Annotated in this window: 21 protein-coding genes and 1 pseudogene; 7 read left to right on the top strand and 15 right to left on the bottom strand. The window is 73.1% G+C overall.

Annotated features, from left to right (window positions below):
• The 3 genes and pseudogenes from EST54_RS35025 to sigE all read right to left on the bottom strand — a co-directional run.
• Positions 1 to 493 (bottom strand): annotated as a pseudogene (locus EST54_RS35025) (protease); the annotation flags it as partial.
• Positions 494 to 973: 480 nt separating this feature from the next.
• Positions 974 to 1,918 carry an anti-sigma factor family protein gene (locus EST54_RS15580; protein WP_129248221.1) on the bottom strand — a complete coding sequence of 315 codons (945 nt, stop codon included), beginning with the start codon at positions 1,916 to 1,918 and terminating at the stop codon, positions 974 to 976.
• Positions 1,915 to 2,607: an RNA polymerase sigma factor SigE gene (sigE, locus tag EST54_RS15575; RefSeq protein ID WP_129248220.1), complete on the bottom strand. Its 693-nt coding sequence runs from the start codon at positions 2,605 to 2,607 to the stop codon at positions 1,915 to 1,917. Before sigE ends, EST54_RS15580 begins: the two co-directional genes overlap by 4 nt.
• Positions 2,608 to 2,947: 340 nt before the next feature.
• Between sigE and EST54_RS15570 the strand changes: the two genes are divergently transcribed.
• A complete protein-coding gene (locus tag EST54_RS15570; protein ID WP_129248219.1) occupies positions 2,948 to 3,577 on the top strand; it encodes an O-methyltransferase in 630 nt (209 codons plus the stop codon).
• A gap of 135 nt (positions 3,578 to 3,712) precedes the next feature.
• Here the strand turns inward: EST54_RS15570 and EST54_RS15565 are convergent, their stop codons facing one another.
• The gene (locus EST54_RS15565; RefSeq protein WP_006603288.1) at positions 3,713 to 3,880 is read right to left on the bottom strand and encodes a DUF3117 domain-containing protein; all 168 of its coding nucleotides are present in this window, start codon (positions 3,878 to 3,880) and stop codon (positions 3,713 to 3,715) included.
• 324 nt (positions 3,881 to 4,204) lie between these two features.
• Here EST54_RS15565 and chcB point away from each other — a divergent pair, with 324 nt between their 5' ends.
• Positions 4,205 to 5,005: a 2-cyclohexenylcarbonyl CoA isomerase gene (gene chcB, locus EST54_RS15560; protein ID WP_129248218.1), complete on the top strand. Its 801-nt coding sequence runs from the start codon at positions 4,205 to 4,207 to the stop codon at positions 5,003 to 5,005.
• Between the two features lie 103 nt (positions 5,006 to 5,108).
• Here the strand turns inward: chcB and EST54_RS15555 are convergent, their stop codons facing one another.
• On the bottom strand, positions 5,109 to 5,714 hold the full coding sequence (locus EST54_RS15555) for a DNA-3-methyladenine glycosylase I (protein WP_129248217.1): 606 nt from the start codon (positions 5,712 to 5,714) through the stop codon (positions 5,109 to 5,111).
• Positions 5,711 to 6,151: a DivIVA domain-containing protein gene (locus EST54_RS15550; protein WP_129248216.1), complete on the bottom strand. Its 441-nt coding sequence runs from the start codon at positions 6,149 to 6,151 to the stop codon at positions 5,711 to 5,713. Before EST54_RS15550 ends, EST54_RS15555 begins: the two co-directional genes overlap by 4 nt.
• A 92-nt stretch (positions 6,152 to 6,243) precedes the next feature.
• Between EST54_RS15550 and folP the strand changes: the two genes are divergently transcribed.
• Positions 6,244 to 7,104 carry a dihydropteroate synthase gene (gene folP / locus EST54_RS15545; RefSeq protein ID WP_129248215.1) on the top strand — a complete coding sequence of 287 codons (861 nt, stop codon included), beginning with the start codon at positions 6,244 to 6,246 and terminating at the stop codon, positions 7,102 to 7,104.
• A 203-nt stretch (positions 7,105 to 7,307) separates the two neighbouring features.
• Here the strand turns inward: folP and EST54_RS15535 are convergent, their stop codons facing one another.
• Positions 7,308 to 8,093 (bottom strand): LOG family protein, encoded by a 786-nt coding sequence (locus EST54_RS15535; protein WP_129248213.1) that lies wholly within the window; start codon positions 8,091 to 8,093, stop codon positions 7,308 to 7,310.
• Between the two features lie 111 nt (positions 8,094 to 8,204).
• Positions 8,205 to 9,296, bottom strand: coding sequence for a succinyl-diaminopimelate desuccinylase (gene dapE, locus EST54_RS15530; protein ID WP_129248212.1), 1,092 nt, complete (start codon positions 9,294 to 9,296; stop codon positions 8,205 to 8,207).
• 40 nt (positions 9,297 to 9,336) lie between these two features.
• Between dapE and EST54_RS15525 the strand changes: the two genes are divergently transcribed.
• The gene (locus EST54_RS15525) at positions 9,337 to 10,254 is read left to right on the top strand and encodes a heavy metal transporter (RefSeq protein WP_129248211.1); all 918 of its coding nucleotides are present in this window, start codon (positions 9,337 to 9,339) and stop codon (positions 10,252 to 10,254) included.
• Positions 10,255 to 10,556: 302 nt separating this feature from the next.
• Positions 10,557 to 11,000, top strand: a complete 444-nt coding sequence (locus tag EST54_RS15520) for an ATP-binding protein (protein ID WP_129248210.1) — start codon at positions 10,557 to 10,559, stop codon at positions 10,998 to 11,000.
• Between the two features lie 83 nt (positions 11,001 to 11,083).
• Here EST54_RS15520 and dapC read toward each other — a convergent pair whose 3' ends face one another.
• Together dapC and fdxA are read right to left on the bottom strand one after the other, a co-directional pair.
• Positions 11,084 to 12,217 (bottom strand): succinyldiaminopimelate transaminase, encoded by a 1,134-nt coding sequence (dapC, locus tag EST54_RS15515; protein ID WP_129248209.1) that lies wholly within the window; start codon positions 12,215 to 12,217, stop codon positions 11,084 to 11,086.
• A gap of 147 nt (positions 12,218 to 12,364) precedes the next feature.
• Complete coding sequence (gene fdxA, locus EST54_RS15510; protein WP_006603298.1) at positions 12,365 to 12,685, bottom strand: ferredoxin; 321 nt, start codon at positions 12,683 to 12,685, stop codon at positions 12,365 to 12,367.
• 140 nt (positions 12,686 to 12,825) lie between these two features.
• Between fdxA and EST54_RS15505 the strand changes: the two genes are divergently transcribed.
• Both EST54_RS15505 and EST54_RS15500 read left to right on the top strand, forming a co-directional pair.
• On the top strand, positions 12,826 to 13,854 hold the full coding sequence (locus tag EST54_RS15505) for a GNAT family N-acetyltransferase (protein ID WP_129248208.1): 1,029 nt from the start codon (positions 12,826 to 12,828) through the stop codon (positions 13,852 to 13,854).
• Positions 13,855 to 13,867: 13 nt separating this feature from the next.
• A complete protein-coding gene (locus EST54_RS15500; RefSeq protein WP_129248207.1) occupies positions 13,868 to 14,740 on the top strand; it encodes a transglutaminase-like domain-containing protein in 873 nt (290 codons plus the stop codon).
• Here the strand turns inward: EST54_RS15500 and EST54_RS15495 are convergent.
• The 5 genes from EST54_RS15495 to EST54_RS15475 all read right to left on the bottom strand — a co-directional run bounded on the left by EST54_RS15495 (position 14,707) and on the right by EST54_RS15475 (position 19,570).
• A complete protein-coding gene (locus EST54_RS15495) occupies positions 14,707 to 15,834 on the bottom strand; it encodes a PP2C family protein-serine/threonine phosphatase (RefSeq protein WP_129248206.1) in 1,128 nt (375 codons plus the stop codon). The two genes, EST54_RS15500 and EST54_RS15495, sit on opposite strands and share 34 nt — an antisense overlap.
• 86 nt (positions 15,835 to 15,920) lie before the next feature.
• Complete coding sequence (locus tag EST54_RS15490) at positions 15,921 to 16,526, bottom strand: response regulator transcription factor (protein WP_161989291.1); 606 nt, start codon at positions 16,524 to 16,526, stop codon at positions 15,921 to 15,923.
• A gap of 10 nt (positions 16,527 to 16,536) precedes the next feature.
• Positions 16,537 to 17,853, bottom strand: coding sequence for a sensor histidine kinase (locus EST54_RS15485; RefSeq protein ID WP_239012742.1), 1,317 nt, complete (start codon positions 17,851 to 17,853; stop codon positions 16,537 to 16,539).
• An 11-nt stretch (positions 17,854 to 17,864) separates the two neighbouring features.
• Positions 17,865 to 18,602, bottom strand: coding sequence for an ABC transporter permease (locus EST54_RS15480; RefSeq protein ID WP_129248205.1), 738 nt, complete (start codon positions 18,600 to 18,602; stop codon positions 17,865 to 17,867).
• Entirely contained in the window at positions 18,599 to 19,570 is a 972-nt protein-coding gene (locus EST54_RS15475; RefSeq protein ID WP_161989290.1) for an ABC transporter ATP-binding protein, read from the bottom strand. Before EST54_RS15475 ends, EST54_RS15480 begins: the two co-directional genes overlap by 4 nt.
• Positions 19,571 to 19,621 lie beyond the last annotated feature (51 nt).

The raw sequence follows: 19,621 nt of genomic DNA, 5'->3' as shown, positions 1-19,621 counted from the left end.
CGGCGGCCTGGAAGGCGGCGGCCAGGGCGGCAGCATAGGGCTGGGCTTCGCCATACCGATCAACCAGGCCAGGCGGGGGCGAGGGGTGCGGTGCGGCCGGCTGCGGTGGCGTGTCGTACGGCCCGGCGGCGCCGCCGGGGGCGGGCCGGGGGGCCGCGGGAGACGGTCCCGGCTGCGGGGAGGCGGCGGGCTCGGTGGCCGGCGGCAGCACGGTGCCGTGGGCGGGCGTGGCCACCGGCCGCTGTACGGGCGGCGCCGGCGCCCACGGTCCGGGGCCGCCGTAGGGAGGCGTGCCGTACGGGTCCTCGTCGTGCAGCGGCCGCTGCCGCCGTGGCGCCGCGGCCGGGCCGCCGGCCGTCACCGACGCGAGGGGCGAGGCCTCGGCGGACGGCGGAGCCGGCGCGGCGGCCGTCGTCGTGCCGTCCGGGTCCGTCGTCCGCGGACCGGCCGCCGCCCCGTCCCGCGCGCCGTCGGCCACCTTGCCGAGCGTCACGGTCGACGGCTCCGGGCGCGCACCGGCCGTCCCGTCTCCGCGGTCCCCGGCGGCTTCCCGGGCCGCGGCGTCCGCGCCCCTTCCGCCCGGAACGGGCGTCAACTCGGCGCTTTCCTCAGCGCTTTCGGCTGAAACCTCACCCTCGGACGGCCGCGTAACCTCGCGCTCCGCCACGCCGCTGCGCGGCTCCGGCGGACGCATGAGCCAGTCCTCGGACCCCTGAGCCTCGGACGTGCCGGACGCTGTGGCCGGGGCCCCCTCCACCGGGCCGGCCTCGGCGGAGGGTTCCGTGCGCGCGGTGCCTCCCGGGCGGCTCCACCACTTCAGCTTCGGCCCGGCGGCCTTACCGTCGTCCATGCTCTCCCCAGAATTCGCCCGCGGTCCTGCACGGGCCACCACCACCTCGCGGCATACGCCCGCTCAGGGGTGCGCCGCCCAGGGGGATTCAACCAGTTCCGCGCGGGGCCGCGCAGGGGACGGTCAGTGCTGGGCGGGGGTTGAGCCATGGACGGAGGAGCCGGCCGTGGCGGCGGGGCCGCTCAGCGGGCGCCTGGGCTCCGGTGCGGAAAGCGGGGGCGGGTTCTTCCGCACGGGAGGTCCGCCGGTCGCCGACGTCAGGGGCGGGAAGTCGTACGCCGTGACCGGACCGGTGGCGGCCATCAGCGGCGACAGCCCGAATCCGCCGGCCGGCGCGGAGTACGCCGGGGCGGGGGGCGCCGCACCGGGGCCGTAGAGGGTCATGGCGCTGGGGGCCGGGGCGAGGGTCGGACCTCCGGACGGCTGCCGGCCGTCCACCCGGGACGAGCCGGCGGGGAAGGCGTCACCGCGGAAGCGCACCTCGCTGTCGGCCGCGGGGCTGACGCTGAGCGGGGTGACGGTGCTGCCGCTGCCGTCGGCGCGTCCGCCGGGCAGATCGGTGACCGCCTCCAGCGGAAGGGCGCCGCCCAGCGCGATGGCCGCGAGGGAGACCGCACCGGCCGCCGCGAAGGCGAACCGGCGCCGCTGGCCGGGCCGGTCGGCCTCGTGGACGCGGATGCCGCGGGCGCGGGGCTGGGGGGCGATGCCGGCCAGGGCATGGCCGGAGTGGCCCGGAGCGGGCGCATAGGAGAACGCGCCGCTGTCCCGGGCGAAGTCGCCCCGTCCGAAGCTGCCGTTGCCGAGCCTGCTGCCGGGACCGCCCACGTCACCGCCGGGCAGCTGCTGCAGACGCGCCAGCAGGCCCTCCGACGGGCCGGGGGGCGCGGTCTGGGCGAAGACACTCTTCAGCCGACGCTGAGCATCGGCCTCCGCCTTGCACTTGCCGCAGGTCGCAAGATGCGCGAGCACCCGCTCGCGCGCGTCATGCCCCAACTCGCCGTCGACCAGGGCCGCGAGGCGGTCGCCGAGATGCTGCTCGGCAGGGGACGGACCGCCGCTGCCGCTCACGCGATTCCGACCTCCCCCGTGGGCACCACGGCCAGCGACCGCCGCTGCTCGCGCTCTTCGGCACGGGTGGCCGGGGCGCGGTGCTTGAGGGACTTGCGCAGATGCGAGCGGCCACGGTGGATCCGGCTGCGGACCGTGCCGAGCTTGACGTTGAGCGTCGCGGCGATCTCCTCGTACGACAGGCCCTCGATGTCGCACAGCACCACGGCGGCCCGGAACTCGGGCGCGAGGGTGTCCAGCGCGTGCTGCACATCGGCGTCGAAGTGGGTGTCGTTGAAGTGCTGCTGCGGGGAGGGCTCCCGGCTGGGGAGGCGCTCCGCGGCATCGTCACCGAGCGCATCGAAGCGGATACGCTGGCGGCGCCGGACCATGTCCAGGAAGAGGTTGGTCGTGATGCGGTGCAGCCAGCCCTCGAAGGTGCCGGGGGTGTACGTCGACAGCGAGCGGAAGACGCGGACGAACACCTCCTGGGTGAGGTCCTCGGCGTCGTGCTGATTGCCGGTGAGGCGGTAGGCGAGGCGGTAGACCCGTGCGCTGTGGGTGCTGACGATCTCCTCCCAGCTGGGCGGAGTCCACGCCTGCGCGTCCGCGTCTGCGGCGAAGGTCGCGGTCGTTGCGGAATCGGCGGCGGTCCCCCCACTCGAGCGGAGTCGAGAGTGGGGGAGGAAACGGTCAGCGGTGTTGGTCACGGATTTCGGCTCGGCGAACGACCTCTTCAAGCGCCTCAGCACTCGACGGTCACCCGTCGCAGCCGCACCTCCCCTGGTGGCTCTGGTGGTGTCCAGTAGAGCCCCTACCATATCCACCTCGCCCGTTAGCTCCGGATAAGCAGTTTTGACCTGCATTTGGTCCTGCTTCTGGTCTTGCTGCGTGTCTCGCGCGGTCTTCACCGGTGCGTCCCCCCGTCATCCCTCCACCCCTCCTCAACGCCCGGTCCCATCTGCGAGTTCCCGCGTCCAGCGGATACAGTCACGGTTGCGTCAACTACGGGGACAGGAGAGGGCCATTACCGGCAACCGGCAGACGATCTTGGCATTCGCCGAGGCGTACGGCGCCGGGACCATCGACGACAGCGCCGAGGCCGCCCTGAGCTGGTCACGTGACCGTGCGCAGGAGGCCGGCATCCGTACGGTGACCAGCGGCACCGGCGCGGCCCTGCGCCTGCTCGCCGCCGCCGCGGACGCCAAGGCCGTCGCCGAGATCGGCACCGGCACCGGCGTGTCGGGCATCCACCTCCTGCACGGCATGCGCCCCGACGGAGTACTGACCACCGTGGACCTCGAACCCGAGCGGCAGGCCTTCGCCAAGCAGGCGTTCCGCGCCGCGGGCTTCGCCGGCAACCGCGCCCGCTTCATCCCCGGCAGCGCCCTGGACGTCCTGCCCCGCCTCGCGGACGGCGGATACGACCTCGTCTTCTGCGACGGCGACCTGATGGAGTGCTTGGAGTACCTCGCCGAATCGTTGCGTCTGCTGCGCCCCGGCGGCCTGGTCTGCTTCGAGGGCGTCTTCGCGGACGGCCGTACGGTCGACTCGGCGGTGCAGCCCGCGGAGGTGCTGCGGCTGCGGGAGCTGCTGCGGGCCGTACGGGAGAGCACGGCACTGGTACCGGCCCTGCTGCCGGTCGGCGACGGGCTGCTCTGCGCGGTCAAACGCAGCTGACCCGTCCGGCGCCCGGATGCGAAACGGCCCCGGCATGCGGCGCGCACATCTGCGCGCGCCGCATGCCGGGGCCGGGGTAATTCGGCTGGGGATACCGGGGTCAGCCCCGGGAAACCGCCGGTTGCGCCGCCCTTGTCAGACGGTGACCTTGTCCAGGGCCTCACCCAGGGCCTTGGCTTCGTCGGGGGTCAGCTCGACGACGAGCCGCCCGCCGCCTTCGAGCGGAACGCGCATGACGATGCCCCGCCCCTCCTTGGTCACCTCGAGCGGGCCGTCGCCCGTCCGCGGCTTCATGGCCGCCATGCTCGTTCCCCTTCCTGAAACCAGCTCATCTCAGCCGACGGCCCGGATAGGCACGTGTCACCGGCATCGAACACATTGCTTCCAGGCCATTATCCCGCATCGAACGACCCGATGACCAACATCGGGCAGCATCCCTTCGGCAAGGTGCTCCCGCAAACCCCCTCAATTCGGGGAGGGGGCCTGCCGTACTCCGCCAACCGCCGTCCTCCGACGCGCCCGCAATCTTTGACGTACGTCACATGCCGGGGCCCGATGATCTCCGGCATCCTGAGCGCGGACTGCCGCTGCCGAGCAGTCCGAGCCGCGACGGAGGGGACTCCCACTATGGCCGACACCGTGCTCTACGACGTGACCGACGGGCTGGCGACGATCACGCTCAACCGCCCCGACGCGATGAACGCGCTGAACATCGAGGCGAAGGTCCTGCTGCGGGACACCCTGAAGGAGGCCGCGGCCGACCCCGCCGTGCGGGCCGTTCTGCTGACCGCCACCGGGCGCGCCTTCTGCGTCGGGCAGGACCTCAAGGAGCACATCGGCCTGCTGGCCGAGGACCGGGCGACCGGTTCCGGAGCCACCATGAACACCGTGCGTGAGCACTACAACCCGATCGTGACGGCGCTGGCCGGGATGCCCAAGCCCGTGGTCGCCGGCGTGAACGGGGTCGCCGCGGGCGCCGGTGCGGGCTTTGCGATGGCGGCCGACTACCGCGTCGTCGCGGACTCGGCGTCCTTCAACACCTCCTTCGCGGGCGTCGCGCTGACCGCCGACTCCGGGATGTCCTGGACGCTGCCCCGGCTGATCGGCCATGGCCGGGCCGCCGATCTGCTGCTCTTCCCCCGCAACATCAGCGCCCAGGAGGCGTACGACCTGGGCATCGCCAACAAGGTGGTCCCGGCCGCGGAGCTGGCCGACCAGGCCGCGGCGATCGCCCGCCGGCTGGCCCAGGGCCCGACCGCCGCCTACGCGGCGATCAAGGAATCGCTGGCCTACGGGGCGGGGCACTCGCTCACCGAGACGCTCGGCAAGGAGGACGAGTTGCAGGGCCGCGCCGGGGCGTCGGAGGACCACCGGATCGCGGTCGAGGCCTTCGTGAAGAAGGAGAAGCCGGTCTTCCTGGGGCGCTGACCCCGGCCCCGCCGGCCGGCCCCGGGCCGCCGGGTGACCGGCCACCGCCGGCGGGCGGCCGCCGGCTCCCGCTGCCCGGCCGCTGCCGCCGGCCCGGCCCGGGTCAGCGGGCCGCCGCGTCCACGGCCCGGCGGACATGGCAGTCCGCCAGATGGTCGTTGACCAGGCCGCACGCCTGCATCATCGCGTACGCGGTGGTCGGGCCGACGAAGCGGAAGCCGCGCTTCTTGAGGTCCTTGGCGAGCGCCGTCGACTCCGGGGTCACCGGCAGCACCTCGTCGACGGTGCGCGGCACCGGCCGGCCGGTCCGGTCGGGGGCGTAGGACCAGATCAGGTCGTCGAGTTCACCGGGGGCCAGCCCGGCGGCGACCTTGGCGTTGCCGATCGTCGCGGCGATCTTGGCGCGATTGCGGATGATGCCGGGGTCGGCGAGCAGCCGCTCGGCGTCCGCGTCCGTGAACCGCGCGACCTTCGCGATGCGGAATCCGGCGAACGCGGCGCGGAAGCCGGGGCGGCGCCGCAGGATCGTGATCCACGAGAGCCCGGACTGGAACGCCTCCAGGCTCATCCGCTCGAAGAGGGCGTCGTCACCATGGACCGGCAGGCCCCATTCGGTGTCGTGATACGCGCGGTAATCGGCCATCTGCGGCGACTCCATGCCCCACGGGCAGCGCGGGATGCCGTCCGGTTCGCGCACCACCCCGCTCATGCCCGGTCCTCGCCTTCCGGGGACGCGGGGGCCTCGGGCCCGTCCGCGGACGTCCGGTCGCCGGAGCTCTCCCCCGGCTCCGGCACCGGCCCCAGCACGGGCGGGCCGTCCTGTATCAGCCCCGGGCCGCCCATCGCGGAGGCGTGCGCTCCGGCGAGCGCCGCCTCCAGCTCGGCGATCCGGGCGTCGCGCGCGGCGAGCTCGGCGCCCAGACGGTCCAGGACGTCGTCGACGTCGTTCATGCGGTAACCACGGACGGTCACCGGAAGCCGGACGGCCTCCACGTCGGCGCGGCCCAGCGGGCGCTCGTCCGGCAGCGGATCGTGCAGCCGGTCCGGCTCGGAATCCCGCAGCCCGCCGCCGTCACCACCGCCGACGACCACGAGCGTGACCGCGGCCACCACCACGACCATCGCGATCAGCAAGAACCAGAACACGACCAACTCCCCGGACTATGTGCCTGCACTGATCGTGCCATGCGGGTGTGACAGTTAGGGTCGCTCCCGGACCACGGAGAGGGAGTCAGGGAATGCTGCGGCTGGGGAATCGCGAGTTCGGGGCGCACGAGCCGGTGATCATGGCCATCGTCAACAGGACGCCGGACTCCTTCTACGACCAGGGCGCCACGTTCCGTGACGAGCCCGCGCTGGCCCGCGTGGAGCGCGCCGTGGCCGACGGCGCCGCGATCATCGACATCGGCGGCGTCAAGGCCGGTCCCGGCGAGGAGGTCACCGCCGAGGAGGAGGCCCGCCGCACGGTCGGATTCGTCGCCGAGGTCCGCAAGCGCTTCCCCGATGTGGTGATCAGCGTCGACACCTGGCGGCACGAGGTCGGCGAGGCGGTCTGCGAGGCCGGCGCGGATCTGCTCAACGATGCCTGGGGCGGTGTCGATCCGCGGCTCGCCGAGGTCGCGGCCCGCTATGACGTCGGTCTGGTGTGCACCCACGCGGGCGGCGCCGAGCCGCGTACCCGCCCGCACCGGGTGACGTACGACGACGTGATGGCCGACATCCTGCGGGTGACGCTCGGACTGGCCGAGCGGGCCGTGGAGTTGGGGGTCCGGCGCGACGCGATCCTGATCGATCCCGGGCACGACTTCGGCAAGAACACCCGGCACAGCCTGGAGGCAACCCGGCGGCTGGGCGAGATGACCGCGACCTGCTGGCCGGTGCTGGTGTCGCTGTCCAACAAGGACTTCGTCGGCGAGACGCTCGACCGGCCGGTCAAGGAGCGGGTGCTCGGCACCCTGGCGACCACCGCCGTCTCCGCCTGGCTGGGCGCTCAGGTCTACCGCGTCCACGAGGTCGCCGAGACCCGCCAGGTGCTGGACATGGTGGCCTCGATCGCCGGCCACCGGCCCCCGGCGGTCGCCCGCCGGGGCCTGGCCTGAGGAAGACGCCCCTCAGGGGCTGTCCTGGGGGTCAGGGTGGGACAGAACCCTGGGGCTCGTGCGAACAGATGCCGTAGGGGGTGTCTGGGCCCCCTGCGGGGACATAACGAGGTGGGGGGCGGCGGCATTCCCGGGCGTCGCCAGTGGCGGCGGTATTCCAGGCACCGTCAGCGGGCGGCGGCCTTCCCCTGCGGCCCCCGTTCCTAGGGCCTTTCCGAGCCTGCCCCCTCGGACAGGCCCTGGATGCCGACCTCCTTGGTCACCAGCGCGACCGCCTCGTCCACGTCGTCGCTGAGGTGGAAGAGCTCCAGGTCGTGCATCGACGCCTTGCCCTCGGCGATGAGGGTGTCGCGCAGCCAGTCGACCAGTCCGCTCCAGTAGGCCGTGCCGAACAGCACGATCGGGAAGCGGGTGACCTTACGGGTCTGGACGAGGGTGAGCGCCTCGAAGAGCTCGTCGAGGGTGCCGAGCCCTCCGGGGAGCACCACGAACCCGCGGGCGTACTTCACAAAACACGTTTTGCGCACGAAGAAGTACCGGAAGTCGACGCCGAGGTTCACGTATGCGTTCATGCCCTGCTCGAAGGGCAGCTCGATGCCCAGCCCGACGGAGGTGCCGCCGGCCTCGTTGGCGCCCTTGTTGGCGGCCTCCATGGCGCCGGGGCCGCCCCCGGTGATCACCGCGAACCCGGCCTCCACCAGGGCGCGCCCCAGCCGTACCCCGGCGTCGTACTCCTTGGCGTCCCGCGGGGTGCGGGCGGAGCCGAAGACGCTGACGGCCGGGCCCAGCTCGGCCAGCGCGCCGAAGCCCTCGACGAACTCCGACTGGATGCGCATCACGCGCCAGGGGTCGGTGTGCACCCATTCGGAAGGGCCTTCGGAGTCCAGCAGCCGCTGGTCGGTGGTGCCGGCCTGCACCTGCTCCTGGCGGCGCAGTACGGGGCCCAGCCGCTGCTCCTCGGGGACCGGTGCTCCCTCGGGACTGGCCATGTCGTGCTCCCTCCGCTGGCAGTACGTGTGCCGTTTCAGCCTAGATCCGCCGACGTGAAGAGCAGGGGAATTCGGTGCGGAGGGCAGCGGTCGGCGGCCGGACCGGCGAGGTCAGGCGGTCAGCCAGGCGCGCAGCCGCTCCTCGCAGTGCAGGATGCGCTCGACGGCGACCCGCTCGTCCCTCTTGTGCGCGAGCAGCGGATTGCCGGGGCCGTAGTTCACGGCGGGGACGCCCAGCGCGCTGAAACGGGAGACGTCGGTCCAGCCGAACTTGGGCCGCGCACTGCCGCCCACTGCCTCCATGAACGCCTTGGCCGCCGGGTGGGACAGCCCGGGCAGCGCGCCCGGGGAGTGGTCGTCGATGACGAACTCGTCCACCGGGCAGTCCGCGAAGACCTCCCGCACATGGGCCACCGCCTCGTCGGGGGTGCGGTCCGGGGCGTAGCGGAAGTTGACGGTGACCGTGCAGGCGTCCGGGATGACGTTGTTGGCGACCCCGCCCTCGACGCGGACGGCGTTGAGGCCCTCGCGGTATTCGAGGCCGTCGATGACCGGGCGGCGCGGCTCGTACGCGGCGAGCTTCGCCAGGATCGGGGCGGCGGCGTGAATCGCGTTGGCGCCCATCCAGCCGCGGGCGGAGTGGGCCCGCTCACCGGTGGTGCGCAGCAGGACCCGCAGGGTGCCCTGGCAGCCGCCCTCCACCTCGCCGTCGGAGGACTCCAGGAGGACGGCGAAGTCACCGGCGAGCCAGTCGGGGTGGGCGTCGGCGACATGGCCGAGGCCGTTGAGGTGCGCGGCGACCTCTTCGTTGTCGTAGAAGACGAAGGTCAGGTCGCGGTTGGGCGCGGGGACCGTGGCGGCGGTCCGCAGCTGGACGGCGACGCCGGACTTCATGTCGCTGGTGCCGCAGCCCCACAGGAAGCCGTCCTCGTCGAGCCGGGAGGGGACGTTGTCGGCGATCGGCACGGTGTCGAGGTGTCCGGCGAGCACCACCCGCTCGTCGCGGCCGAGGTGGGTACGGGCGACGATGTTGTTGCCGTAGCGGTCGACGGTCAGGTGCGGCAGCGCGCGCAGGGCGTGCTCGACGGCGTCGGCCAGGTCCTTCTCGTTTCCGCTCTCGGAGGGGAAGTCCACCAGCTGCGCGGTGAGCGCGGCGGCGTCGAGCGACAGGTCGAGGGCGGGGTGGTGTCCGGAGTGCTCCATGGATCCGACCCTATCCGGAGCACTCCAGTACGGTGGGGCGGTGTCCGCCCAGCCCTCATCCTCTGTCTCCCGTGCCCGCCTGTGGCGTACCGCCGCGGCCGTGGCCGTACTCCTCGGACTGGCCGGCTATCTCGTCGTGCAGTACGTCACCGGTGGCCCGGGGGCGCCGCACTGCACGGTGCGCGCCGAGGGCGGCTCCGAGGAGTACGAGCTGTCCCCGGAGCAGGCCGCGAACGCCGCGACGATCTCGGCCGTGGCGTCCTCGCGCGGGCTGCCGGAGCGGGCGGTGACCATCGCGCTGGCGACCGCGATGCAGGAGTCGGGGCTGCGCAACATCGAATTCGGTGACCGGGATTCGGTCGGACTCTTCCAGCAACGGCCCTCGCAGGACTGGGGCACCGTGCAGCAGATCATGGATCCCGTCTATTCGGCCGGGGAGTTCTACCGGCATCTGGCGAAGGTGCCCGGGTACTCCCGGCTGCCGCTGACCGTCGCCGCCCAGAAGGTGCAGCGCAGCGGCTTTCCACAGGCGTACGCCAAGCACGAGGCGAATGCCGCGCGGCTGACCGGGGCCCTCTCGGGCCGCTATCAGGACGCGATGACCTGCACCGAGAGCGGGCCGGTGAACGCGCAGGCGGGCGGCGCCGCACAGGTGCGGGAGAAGCTGGTGCGGGAGTTCGGCCCGCAGGTGCTCCCGGGGGCGGCCGGCCACGCGGCCGGCGGGGGGCGCGGGGTGACGATACCGGTGCGGCAGTCCGGTCCGGCGGCGGGCGAGGCCCCGCGGCGCGGCTGGCAGCTGGCGACGTGGGCCGTGGCGCACTCCGCCGAGCTGCGCATCGAACAGATCTCTTACGCCGGCCGGACGTGGCGCGCGGCCGATTCCGGGAAGGGGTGGCAGCCGAAGCAGGCCGCTTCCCCGGCGGCCGCACACGACGTTCGTATCATCACCGCGCAATAGTTTGCCGGGTCCCCCGTAAGGGGCACCCGCAGCAATTCCCTTTTACGCGGCGTCAGTTGAGGACGCGACTTTCCCGGGTTTCCTCAATTGCCTTGTGCGTAAAGGGCCGTGACGTTTCCGCGGCACCTGCGGCTGTGCGCATATTGCCCGTCTTCAGCAAGGGCCGATTATCTGACGCGTTACCAACTCTTTACCTTAGTTCACCGCAACCTTCGGGGTTCTGAAGCGGTAGTCAGTGCGTCCGCCCGGCGGACATGGCACATCTGTCAGAAGTCCGAGTCCTTCTCCGTAAAAGGAGCACCATGTCCCTCCCCGTTACGCGTCGGATCGCCCGAGCCGCCCTGCTCGTTGCAGCGGGTGCCGCTCCCGTGGTCGCTGCGGCCGGTTCCGCGAGCGCCGTGGAACTGCCCGCCAAGACACCCGACCTGGGCGGACTGACGGCGCCCCTGGACTCCAAGAACACCAGCGCCACCCTCGACCGCACCGCGCACCACGGCGTCGGCCTGGTCAACGAGGCCGGCAGCAAAGCGGCGACGAAGCTCGCCCCGGCGCTCGTCGAGACCGCCGGTCCGGCCGTGAAGAAGGCCATGCCGCTCACCCAGGGCGCCGCGGACAAGGCCGAGTCCCTGGTCCGCCCGATCGCCAAGCACGGCATCTCCACCAACTCGCTGCCGGGCGACGCGGCCAAGGCTCTGCTCGGTTCCGCCCAGAGCCTGCTCGGCGGGCTGCCGCTCGGCGGCCGCTGACCGGCCGCCCGCCCGCAAACGCGCAGGGGCCCGGGGAGTGGACGCTCCCCGGGCCCCTGCGCGTGGTCATGCGCGGCGGCGGCTCACTTCGACAGGCGGCGCACCGCGGCGTCCACCCGCTCGTCGGTCGCGGTGAAGGCGATCCGTACGAAGCGCTCCCCCGCGGAGCCGTAGAACTCGCCGGGGGCGACGAGGATGCCGCGTTCGGCGAGCGCGGCGACGGTGTCCCAGCAGGGCTCGTCGCGGGTCGCCCAGAGGTAGAGCGCGGCCTCGCTGTGCTCGATGCGGAAGCCCGCGGCCTCGAAGGCCCCGCGCAGCGCGGCCCGGCGGCGGGCGTAGCGCTCGCGCTGCTCGGCGACATGGGCGGTGTCGCCCAGCGCGGCGACGGTGGCGGCCTGGACCGGGGCCGCGATCATCATGCCGCCGTGCTTGCGGATCTGGAGCAGGTCGCCGAGGACCGCGGGGTCGCCGACGAGGAAGGCGGAGCGGTAGCCGGCGAGGTTGGAGCGCTTGGACAGCGAGTGCACGGCGACCAGGCCGTCGGTCGAGCCGCCGCAGATGTCCGGGTGCAGCACGGAGACCGGGTCGGCCTCCCAGCCCAGTTCGAGGTAGCACTCGTCGCTGAAGACCAGCACGCCGTGCTCGCGCGCCCAGGCGACGGTGCGGCGCAGCTCGTCGGCGCCGAGCACCCGGCCGGTGGGGTTGGACGGCGAGTTCAGCCAGAGCAGCTTGAGGCCGCTGGGGTCCAGCTCGGTGGGGTCGTCGTAGACGACCGGCTCGGCGCCGGCCAGGCGGGCGCCGACCTCGTACGTCGGGTAGGCCAGGCGCGGGTAGCCGACCTTGTCGCCGGGGCCCAGGCCCAGCTGGGTCGGCAGCCAGGCCACCAGCTCCTTGGAGCCGACGACCGGCAGCACATGGGTGTGGTCCAGGTTCCGGGCGCCGAGGCGGTCGGCGGCCCAGCCGGTGAGGGCGTCCCGCAGCGCGGCCGTGCCCCACACCGTCGGATAGCCCGGGCTGTCGGCCGCCGCGGTCAGCGCCTGCTGCACCACCGCGGGGACCGGGTCGACCGGGGTGCCGACGGACAGGTCGACGATGCCGTCGGCGTGCGCGGCAGCGGTGGCCTTGTACGGCTCCAGCCGGTCCCAGGGGAAGACGGGCAGGCGGTCGCGGAGCGACGCGCGGGGGGAGACGGGCTGGGAAGAGGAGGCTGCGCCCACGGTGCTCTCTTTCTCGGTGGTGCCAGGACCGCGGCACACATGCGTCGGTCCCGTACGGAACGGGCCGTACGGGACCGGGCGGCGCCGTGCGACCGCGAGACCCGGGAAGCAAGAGGGAGCGGCGGCTCCCCCTTGACCCTGGGGGTCTTACTGGTTCTGCGGCGGCAGCGCCGCGATGAAGGAGTGGTCACGCTCGATCAGGCCGAGCTTGCTGGCGCCACCGGGCGAGCCGAGCTCGTCGAAGAACTCCACATTCGCCTTGTAGTAGTCCTTCCACTCCTCGGGAGTGTCGTCCTCGTAGAAGATCGCCTCGACCGGGCAGACCGGCTCACAGGCGCCACAGTCGACGCATTCGTCCGGGTGGATGTACAAGGACCGCTGGCCCTCGTAGATGCAGTCGACCGGGCACTCCTCGATGCACGCCTTGTCCTTGACGTCGACACAAGGCTGCGCGATGACGTAGGTCACGCTGTCGTTCCTCCTCGGTAGGGCCGGCGGACCGATTGGCAGTACCGCCGCTGGGCGCGCGGGAGCGCGGCGTCGTCGATGCCCGCCATCTAGTATCTCCGTTCCCGGGCGCGAGACGAACAAGAGGGGCGGTTTGAGCGATGGAATTCCTGGCCGGTGGCCGCGGGGAGGTTCGCATCACCCGCGCTGACGTGGGCAAAAGGGTATCCGTCCGGCGCCTGACCGGGGGCGGGGAGGGGTCGGAGGCGTTCACGGACGCGGTCGGCGTTCTCACATCCTGGGACGAAGGTGTGCTGAGCATCACACGGCGTACCGGCGAGTGTGTCCGGGTCGACGAGTCCTCGCTGGTGGCGGCCAAGGTGGTGCCTGCCGCCCCGGCCCGCCGGAAGGTCCCGGCGGCCACCGCCCGGGAGCTCCAGGAGGTCGCGGCCCGCGGCTGGCCCGCCGTCGAGACGGAGCGTCTCGGTGAGTGGACGCTGCGTGCCTCCGGGGGCTTCACCCGCCGCGCCAATTCCGTACTGCCCCTCGGCGACCCCGGCCTCCCGCTTGAGGCGGCGCTGGAGCACGTCGGCCGGTGGTACGGCGCCCGCGGGCTGCCGCCGGTGATCGCGGTCGCCACCGGGCGGGCGGAGACCGACGCGCAGCTGACCGCCCGGCTGGCGGAGCGCGGCTGGGCCGACGAGGCGCACACCCGGGTCCGGATCGCGGCGCTGGCGCCGCTCGCCGACACCGGGGCGGACACCACCCGGGTCGCCCTGTCCCGGGAGCCGGACGCGGACTGGCTGGCCCTGTACAACCGGACCGGCGAGGGCGGCCCGGGCCAGGAGGTCACCGAGGACGCCCTGAAGGTGCTGACCGGCGGGCCCTCGGTGTGGTGCGCGACGGTGCGCGGCGCGGACGGCCGGACCGCGGCGATCGGGCGGCTGGTGGTCGACGGGCGCTGGGCGGGGTTCGCGGCGGTCGAGGTGGCCCCGGACGCGCGGCGGCAGGGGCTGGCCACCCTGGTGATGGCGGCGCTCGCCGAACGGGCCCTCGCGGAGGGCGCCTCGGCGGCGTATCTCCAGGTCGAGGCGGACAACACCGACGCCCTCGGGTTCTACGACCGGCTCGGCTTCACCGACCACCACGGCTATCACTACCGGCGGCCCCGGCCGGACGCCCGGCGCTGAAGGGTGTGCCCCCATGCCTCAGGAACCCGGGCAGGAACCCGGGCACGAAGCGGACGGCGCCCGCGCGGCGCGACGGCAGCAGTTCGCCGAGGCCGCGCGCGCCGAGCGGCCCGATCTGGCGCTGCTGTGCCTGCTGATCTGCGCCGAGGCCGATCCCGCGCTCGATGAGGCGGGCCTGGACGCGGCGCAGATCGAACTGGACCGGCTGGCCGGGCTGCTCCCTTATTCCCCCGCGGGCGGCCCCGGCGCCTGGGCCCGCAACGTCGCCGAACTGCTCGGCACCCGGTACGGCTTCGGCGGCTCGCCCGCCGACTACCGGCGGCTGGAGTCCTCGCTGCTGCACGAGGTGCTGCGGCGGCGCCGCGGCCTGCCGATCCTGCTGTCGGTGGTGTGGATGGAGGTCGCCCGGCGGGCCGGCGCCCCCGTGTACGGGGTGGCGCTGCCCGGCCATTTCGTCGTCGGCTTCGGCGACCCCCTGGGCGCGCATGTGCTGGCCGATCCGTTCGGGGGCGGCCGGCTGCTGACCGAGGAGGACACCGAGCTGCTGGTCGCGGGCGCGACCGGCGAGCGGCTGAGCCGGCGGATGACGGCGCCCGCCGACCCTCTGGAGATCGTGCTGCGGGTGCTCAACAACATCCGGGCCTGGGCACGGGCGCGGCCCGAGCACGGCGCGGTGCAGCTGTGGGCGCTGGAGCTGTCGCTGCTGCTGCCGAGCCATCCGGCGCGGCTGCGCCTGGAGCGGGCCCAACTGCTCGTCGAGCGCGGCGAGTTCCTCGCGGGCGCGGCCGAGCTGGAGGAGTACGCGCGGGTGGTGGAGCCGGTCGAGCCCGCCGGGGCGAAGGCGATCCGGCGTCAGGCCGCGGCGGCGCGCGCCATGCTCAACTGAGCGGCGTCGGGGCTGCGGCGGACGACCAGCACCGTCGCATCGTCCTTGAGGTCGCCTTCGGTGAAGGATTCCAGGTCGGCGCGGAGCGCACGGGTCAGTTCGGCCGGCTCCAGGTGCGTCCATCCGGCCAGCCGCTCGGCCAGCGGGTAGAACTCACCGTCCTTGCCGCGCGCCTCGGTCACCCCGTCCGTGCACAGCACGATCCAGTCGTCGGGCCGGGGGTGGATCCGCACGCTGCGGCGCGGCTCGGCGCTGAGCGCGCCCAGGCCGAGGGGCAGTGCGCCCTCACCGTCGCGGCGTTCGTGGACCTGGCCCTGGCGCACCAGGTAGTACGGGATGTGGCCGCAGGACAGCACATGGCCCTGCGGCCGGCCGGGCATGCTGCGCACCTCCAACAGCAGCGCGGTGACGAAGCGCTCGTCGATGCCCTGCGCGGCCGAGCGGGTGTTGTAGCGGGCCAGCGTCTGCTCCATCCGTCCGGCCACCGACTCCAGCGAGCCCTGGTACTGCGCGGCTTCGCGGAACGACGCCAGCACCTCGATGCCCGCGCCGATCGCCGGCATGCCTTTGCCCTGCACATCGCCGATCATCAGCCGTAGCCCGTGCGGGGTGTCGACGGCCTCGTAGATGTCACCGCCGACCCGGGCCCCCTCCTGGGCGGACACATAGAAGCCGTACGCCTCGATCGGGCCCGCCCTGAGCGGCAGCTCGCGCAGCACCGCCCGCTGCACCGTGTCGGCCACCAGGGACGTCCGGGCGTGCAGCGCCTCACGCTGCAGCCGGAAGCGGCACAGCACCAGCGAGAACAGGGCCACCAGGAAGGAGCCGAAGATTCCCACCGCCCGGGTGGCCGCGATCCAGTCGGGCACGGTGAAGAGGTCGACATAGGTCAGGCACACGACGAAGGCGGCGGCCACCACCAGCGTCCGGCGGAACGAACAGCGCAGCGCGGCGTACAGCGGGACGAAGCCCAAGAAGCCCGAGACGTGCAGCTCCGGGCCGGTCGTCGCATCCAGCACGGCGACGACGACGATCACAAGGATCAGGAACACGGGAGTCCAGCGGCCGCTGTCCGTGCCTCGGTCGGCAGGCATAACACCTCAAGCCTGCAATACGCCGCCCGGCTGCGCACCGGGACCACGGCTCGGCGCGGCGGGGCCGGGATCGGCGGCACCGGGGCCTACAGCCAGCCCTTGTCACGGGCCGTGCGGACCGCCTCGGCGCGGTTGCGGGCTCCGGTCTTCTGGATGGCGAGGGACAGGTAGTTGCGGACCGTGCCCTGGGAGAGATGGAGCGCGCCGGCGATCTCGGCGTTGGTGGAGCCGTCGGCGGCGGCCCCCAGCACCTCCCGCTCCCGCTCGGTCAGCGGACTGGCGCCGTCGGCGAGCGCGGCCGCCGCCAGCACCGGGTCGATGACCCGCTCACCGCGCAGGACGCGCCGCACCGCGTCGGCGAGCCGGGCCGCCGGGGCGTCCTTGACGAGGAAGGCGTCGGCGCCGGCCTCCATGGCACGGCGCAGATAGCCGGGGCGGCCGAAGGTGGTCAGGATGACGATCTTGACGCCGGGCAGCGCCTCGCGCAGCGCGGCGGCGGCGTCCAGTCCGCTGAGGCCGGGCATCTCGATGTCCAGGAGCGCGACGTCCACGGCGTGATCGCGCGCGGCCGGGACCACCTCGTCCCCGCGGGCCGCCTGGGCGACCACGTCGAGATCGGCCTCCAGCGACAACAGCGCGGCCAGCGCCTCGCGGACCATCGACTGGTCCTCCGCCAGCAGCACTCTGATCATGCGGGCCAGCCTAAGCCGTACGGGTGGAGTGCCGCGGCGCCGGATACGCACCGGGGGACGGGGGACCGTGCTCCACCTCCCCGTCCCGGTCCGGGCCGGTGACGGGCTCGGGAGAGCTGCCCGGGGCGGGGACCGGGGCGCCCGCGGCGGCGCCCAGCGGGACATAGGCGCGCAGGGCGAAGCCGCGCCCGCGAGGGGCGGGGCCGGTCTCCAGCCGGCCGCCGGCCGGCTGGAGGCGTTCGCGCAGACCGCTGAGGCCGTTGCCGTCGTGCTGGGCGCGGGGCGGGCCCGCGCCGTCGTCGAGCACCGTCAGACACAGGAAGCGGCGCTCATCGGCCTCCCACTCCTCGGAGAGCAGCAGCTCGCAGCGGTGCGCCCCGCTGTGCCGGAGGACGTTGGTGACGGCCTCGCGCAGCGCCCAGGCCAGCGCGCCCTCCGCATCGGCGGCGAGCCCGCGGTAGTCGCCCTCCAGCGCCGGGTCGGCGGTGACCGCGATCCCCGCGGTGCGCAGCGCGGCCCGGGCGCCGGCCAGTTCGACGGCGAGCCGCGGTCTTCGGTAGCCGGTGACCGCCTCCCGCACGTCGACCATCGCCTGTCTGCTCACCCGCTCGATGTCGGCGACCTGCCGGGCGGCGTCCTCGGGCCGGTCGGGCAGCATCCGGCCGGCCAGCTCGCTCTTGAGCGTGATCAGCGAGAGGGAGTGGCCGAGCAGGTCGTGCAGATCGCGGGCGAGCCGCAGCCGCTCGTCGTTGGCGGCCAGACGGGCGACCTCCTGGCGGGCGGCGCGCAGCTCCATGGTCGTGTGGATCAGATACTGCACGCCGACCATCATGAAGCCGCTGCCGAGCGCGGGCAGGCCGTAGGAGAAGAGGTAGTAACCGCGGATCTGCGGATAGCTCGCCCCGATGGTGACCAGTACCGCGGTGATCAGCGGAATGGACCACCGGGACTGCTGCCAGGGCAGCACCACCGCCGAGCCGACGCTGGTGAAGATGAACAGCACCAGCCAGGAGGCGTCCAGCATCCAGGACAGGGCGACGGACAGCGCCAGCATCAGGGCCAGCAGGCCGTACATCGGCGGGCGGGCCGTCCTTCGCCACAGATGACGGAAGACCAGCAGGAAGTAGGCGAGAACGAAGAGCGTGAGCCCCAGGCTGCCCCAGACCCGCTCGGCGAGGGAGATGCCGGGCTCCAGCATGCGACCCACCGGGCCGGCGAGATACAGCAGCCAGACGGCGATCCAGGCCGTCTTGCCGAGCGCCTGGCGGCGGGTGCGGGCCGGCTGCCCCATCATCATGGGGCTACCGCCCTCGGGCTCGCTCCTCATCTCCCCGCCTCTCACGCCTTTCTGGTGTCCTTGCGGTACAGCCAGGCCGCGCCGCCGGCGAAGACCAGCAGGTAGCCGACCAGGATGGCGATGTCCTTCCCATGCGGTGCGCCGCCGGCCTCGACGGCGGTGCCGAGCGCCGCGTACGCATGCGTCGGGAGCCACTCGGCGACATTCTGCGCCCACTGCGGCAGGAACGTCAGCGGCATCCACAGGCCACCGAGGAACGCCAGGCCGAAGTAGCACAGCATCGAGAGCGGGCGCACCGCGTCACCGGTGGCCAGATACCCGATGGCCACGCCCAGGGCGGCGAAGACGAAGCTGCCGAGCCAGGTGCCCACCGCGATGGCGAGCCACTGCCAGGCCTCCAGCCGTACGCCCTTGACCACCGCGCCGACCAGCAGGACCAGCAGGATCGACGGCAGGCTGACGGTCGCGGCGGCGGCCATCTTCGCGGCGACATAGCCCCGTCCGGGCAGCGCGGTCAGCCGCAGCTGGCGCACCCAGCCGTTCTCGCGCTCCTTGGCGATGCGCTCGCTGTTGCCCAGCAGGACGGCGGTCATGGCACCGAATGCTGCCATGGACACCATGAAGTAGAGCCCCATGTTCAGCCGCATCCCGGGGATCGGCTTGCTGTCCGCGCCGCCCGCGATGATCAGATACAGCACCGGCGGATAGATCACCGAGAAGAACATGAACTTCTTGTTGCGCAGGGAGCGGACGATCTCCAGCTTGATCAGAGTGGTCATCGGGCCGCCTCCTCGGCGGTGGCGGTGCGCGCGTCGGACGCCGTGGTGAGGGCGATGAAGGCCTGCTCCAGGCCGAGGCCGGAGACTTCGAGGTGGTGCGGGTAGCAGCCGAGGCCGTAGAGGGCGTGGACGGTGGCGTCGGCGTCCTGGGACTGGATGCGGACCGTACGGCCCGAGACCTCCAGGGACGTCAGGGACGGCAGGCCCAGCAGCGCCTCGCGGTCGATCGGCTCCTCGAGGTCGAAGGCGATCCGGCGGGCGCCGGCCCGGGCCTTGATCTCGGCGGCGGTGCCGTCGGCGAGCACCCGGCCGCGGTGCAGCACGATGACCCGGTCGGCTATCGCGTCGGCCTCTTCGAGGTAGTGGGTCGCGAAGAGGACCGTACGGCCCTGCTCGGCCTGCCGGCGCATCGCGCCCCAGAAGGTCTGCCGGGCGGAGACGTCCATACCGGTGGTCGGCTCGTCCAGCACGATCAACTCGCCCGCGCCGGCGGTGGCCAGCGCGAAGCGGACCCGCTGCTCCTGGCCGCCGGAGAGCTTGTCGACCATGCGGTCGGCGATGTCGGTGAGGCCCGCCGCGGCCAGGACCTCGTCGAGCGGACGGCCGCGCGGGTGCAGATCGCGGGCGAGCTTGACCAGTTCCTTGACCTTGACGCCCTCCATCAGGCCGCCGCTCTGCAGCATCGCGCCGACCTTGCCCTGCTCGATGGCGCGCTGCGGCGTCGTGCCGAACAGCGTCACGCGGCCGGCGTCGGCGGTGCGCAGCCCGAGGAGCAGGTCCAGGGTGGAGGACTTGCCCGCGCCGTTGGGGCCGAGGAGGGCGACGGTCTCGCCCGGGTACAGCTCCAGATCGAGGTCGGCCACCGCGCGCACCGCGCCGTAACTCTTGCTGACCTGCCGGAAGCTGACCACGGGAGCCCGGTCCGCGCCCTGCGCGGTATCGGCTGTGGTGGTGGCTGTGGTCGTCATGCCCCTCAGCATCCGGGAGGCGCCCGGCGAGCGGCAGTGCCGGGTGTCCGC

The sequence above is a fragment of the Streptomyces sioyaensis genome, from assembly GCF_004122735.1.
In the GTDB taxonomy this organism is placed as follows: Bacteria; Actinomycetota; Actinomycetes; order Streptomycetales; family Streptomycetaceae; genus Streptomyces; species Streptomyces sioyaensis.
The sequence above is the reverse complement of the archived record's forward strand: the minus strand, read 5'-3'. Positions and strand labels throughout refer to the sequence as shown.

Coding starts and splice junctions, on each gene's coding strand:
- EST54_RS15505 (WP_129248208.1), top strand. CDS start 12,826: ATGGAATTCCTGGCCGGTGGCCGCGGGGAGGTTCGCATCACCCGCGCT.
- EST54_RS15520 (WP_129248210.1), top strand. CDS start 10,557: ATGTCCCTCCCCGTTACGCGTCGGATCGCCCGAGCCGCCCTGCTCGTT.
- chcB (WP_129248218.1), top strand. CDS start 4,205: ATGGCCGACACCGTGCTCTACGACGTGACCGACGGGCTGGCGACGATC.
- EST54_RS15500 (WP_129248207.1), top strand. CDS start 13,868: ATGCCTCAGGAACCCGGGCAGGAACCCGGGCACGAAGCGGACGGCGCC.
- EST54_RS15555 (WP_129248217.1), bottom strand. CDS start 5,714: ATGAGCGGGGTGGTGCGCGAACCGGACGGCATCCCGCGCTGCCCGTGG.
- EST54_RS15535 (WP_129248213.1), bottom strand. CDS start 8,093: ATGGCCAGTCCCGAGGGAGCACCGGTCCCCGAGGAGCAGCGGCTGGGC.
- EST54_RS15475 (WP_161989290.1), bottom strand. CDS start 19,570: ATGACGACCACAGCCACCACCACAGCCGATACCGCGCAGGGCGCGGAC.
- dapE (WP_129248212.1), bottom strand. CDS start 9,296: ATGGAGCACTCCGGACACCACCCCGCCCTCGACCTGTCGCTCGACGCC.
- EST54_RS15480 (WP_129248205.1), bottom strand. CDS start 18,602: ATGACCACTCTGATCAAGCTGGAGATCGTCCGCTCCCTGCGCAACAAG.
- EST54_RS15495 (WP_129248206.1), bottom strand. CDS start 15,834: ATGCCTGCCGACCGAGGCACGGACAGCGGCCGCTGGACTCCCGTGTTC.
- EST54_RS15485 (WP_239012742.1), bottom strand. CDS start 17,853: ATGAGGAGCGAGCCCGAGGGCGGTAGCCCCATGATGATGGGGCAGCCG.
- folP (WP_129248215.1), top strand. CDS start 6,244: ATGCTGCGGCTGGGGAATCGCGAGTTCGGGGCGCACGAGCCGGTGATC.
- EST54_RS15565 (WP_006603288.1), bottom strand. CDS start 3,880: ATGGCGGCCATGAAGCCGCGGACGGGCGACGGCCCGCTCGAGGTGACC.
- EST54_RS15490 (WP_161989291.1), bottom strand. CDS start 16,526: ATGATCAGAGTGCTGCTGGCGGAGGACCAGTCGATGGTCCGCGAGGCG.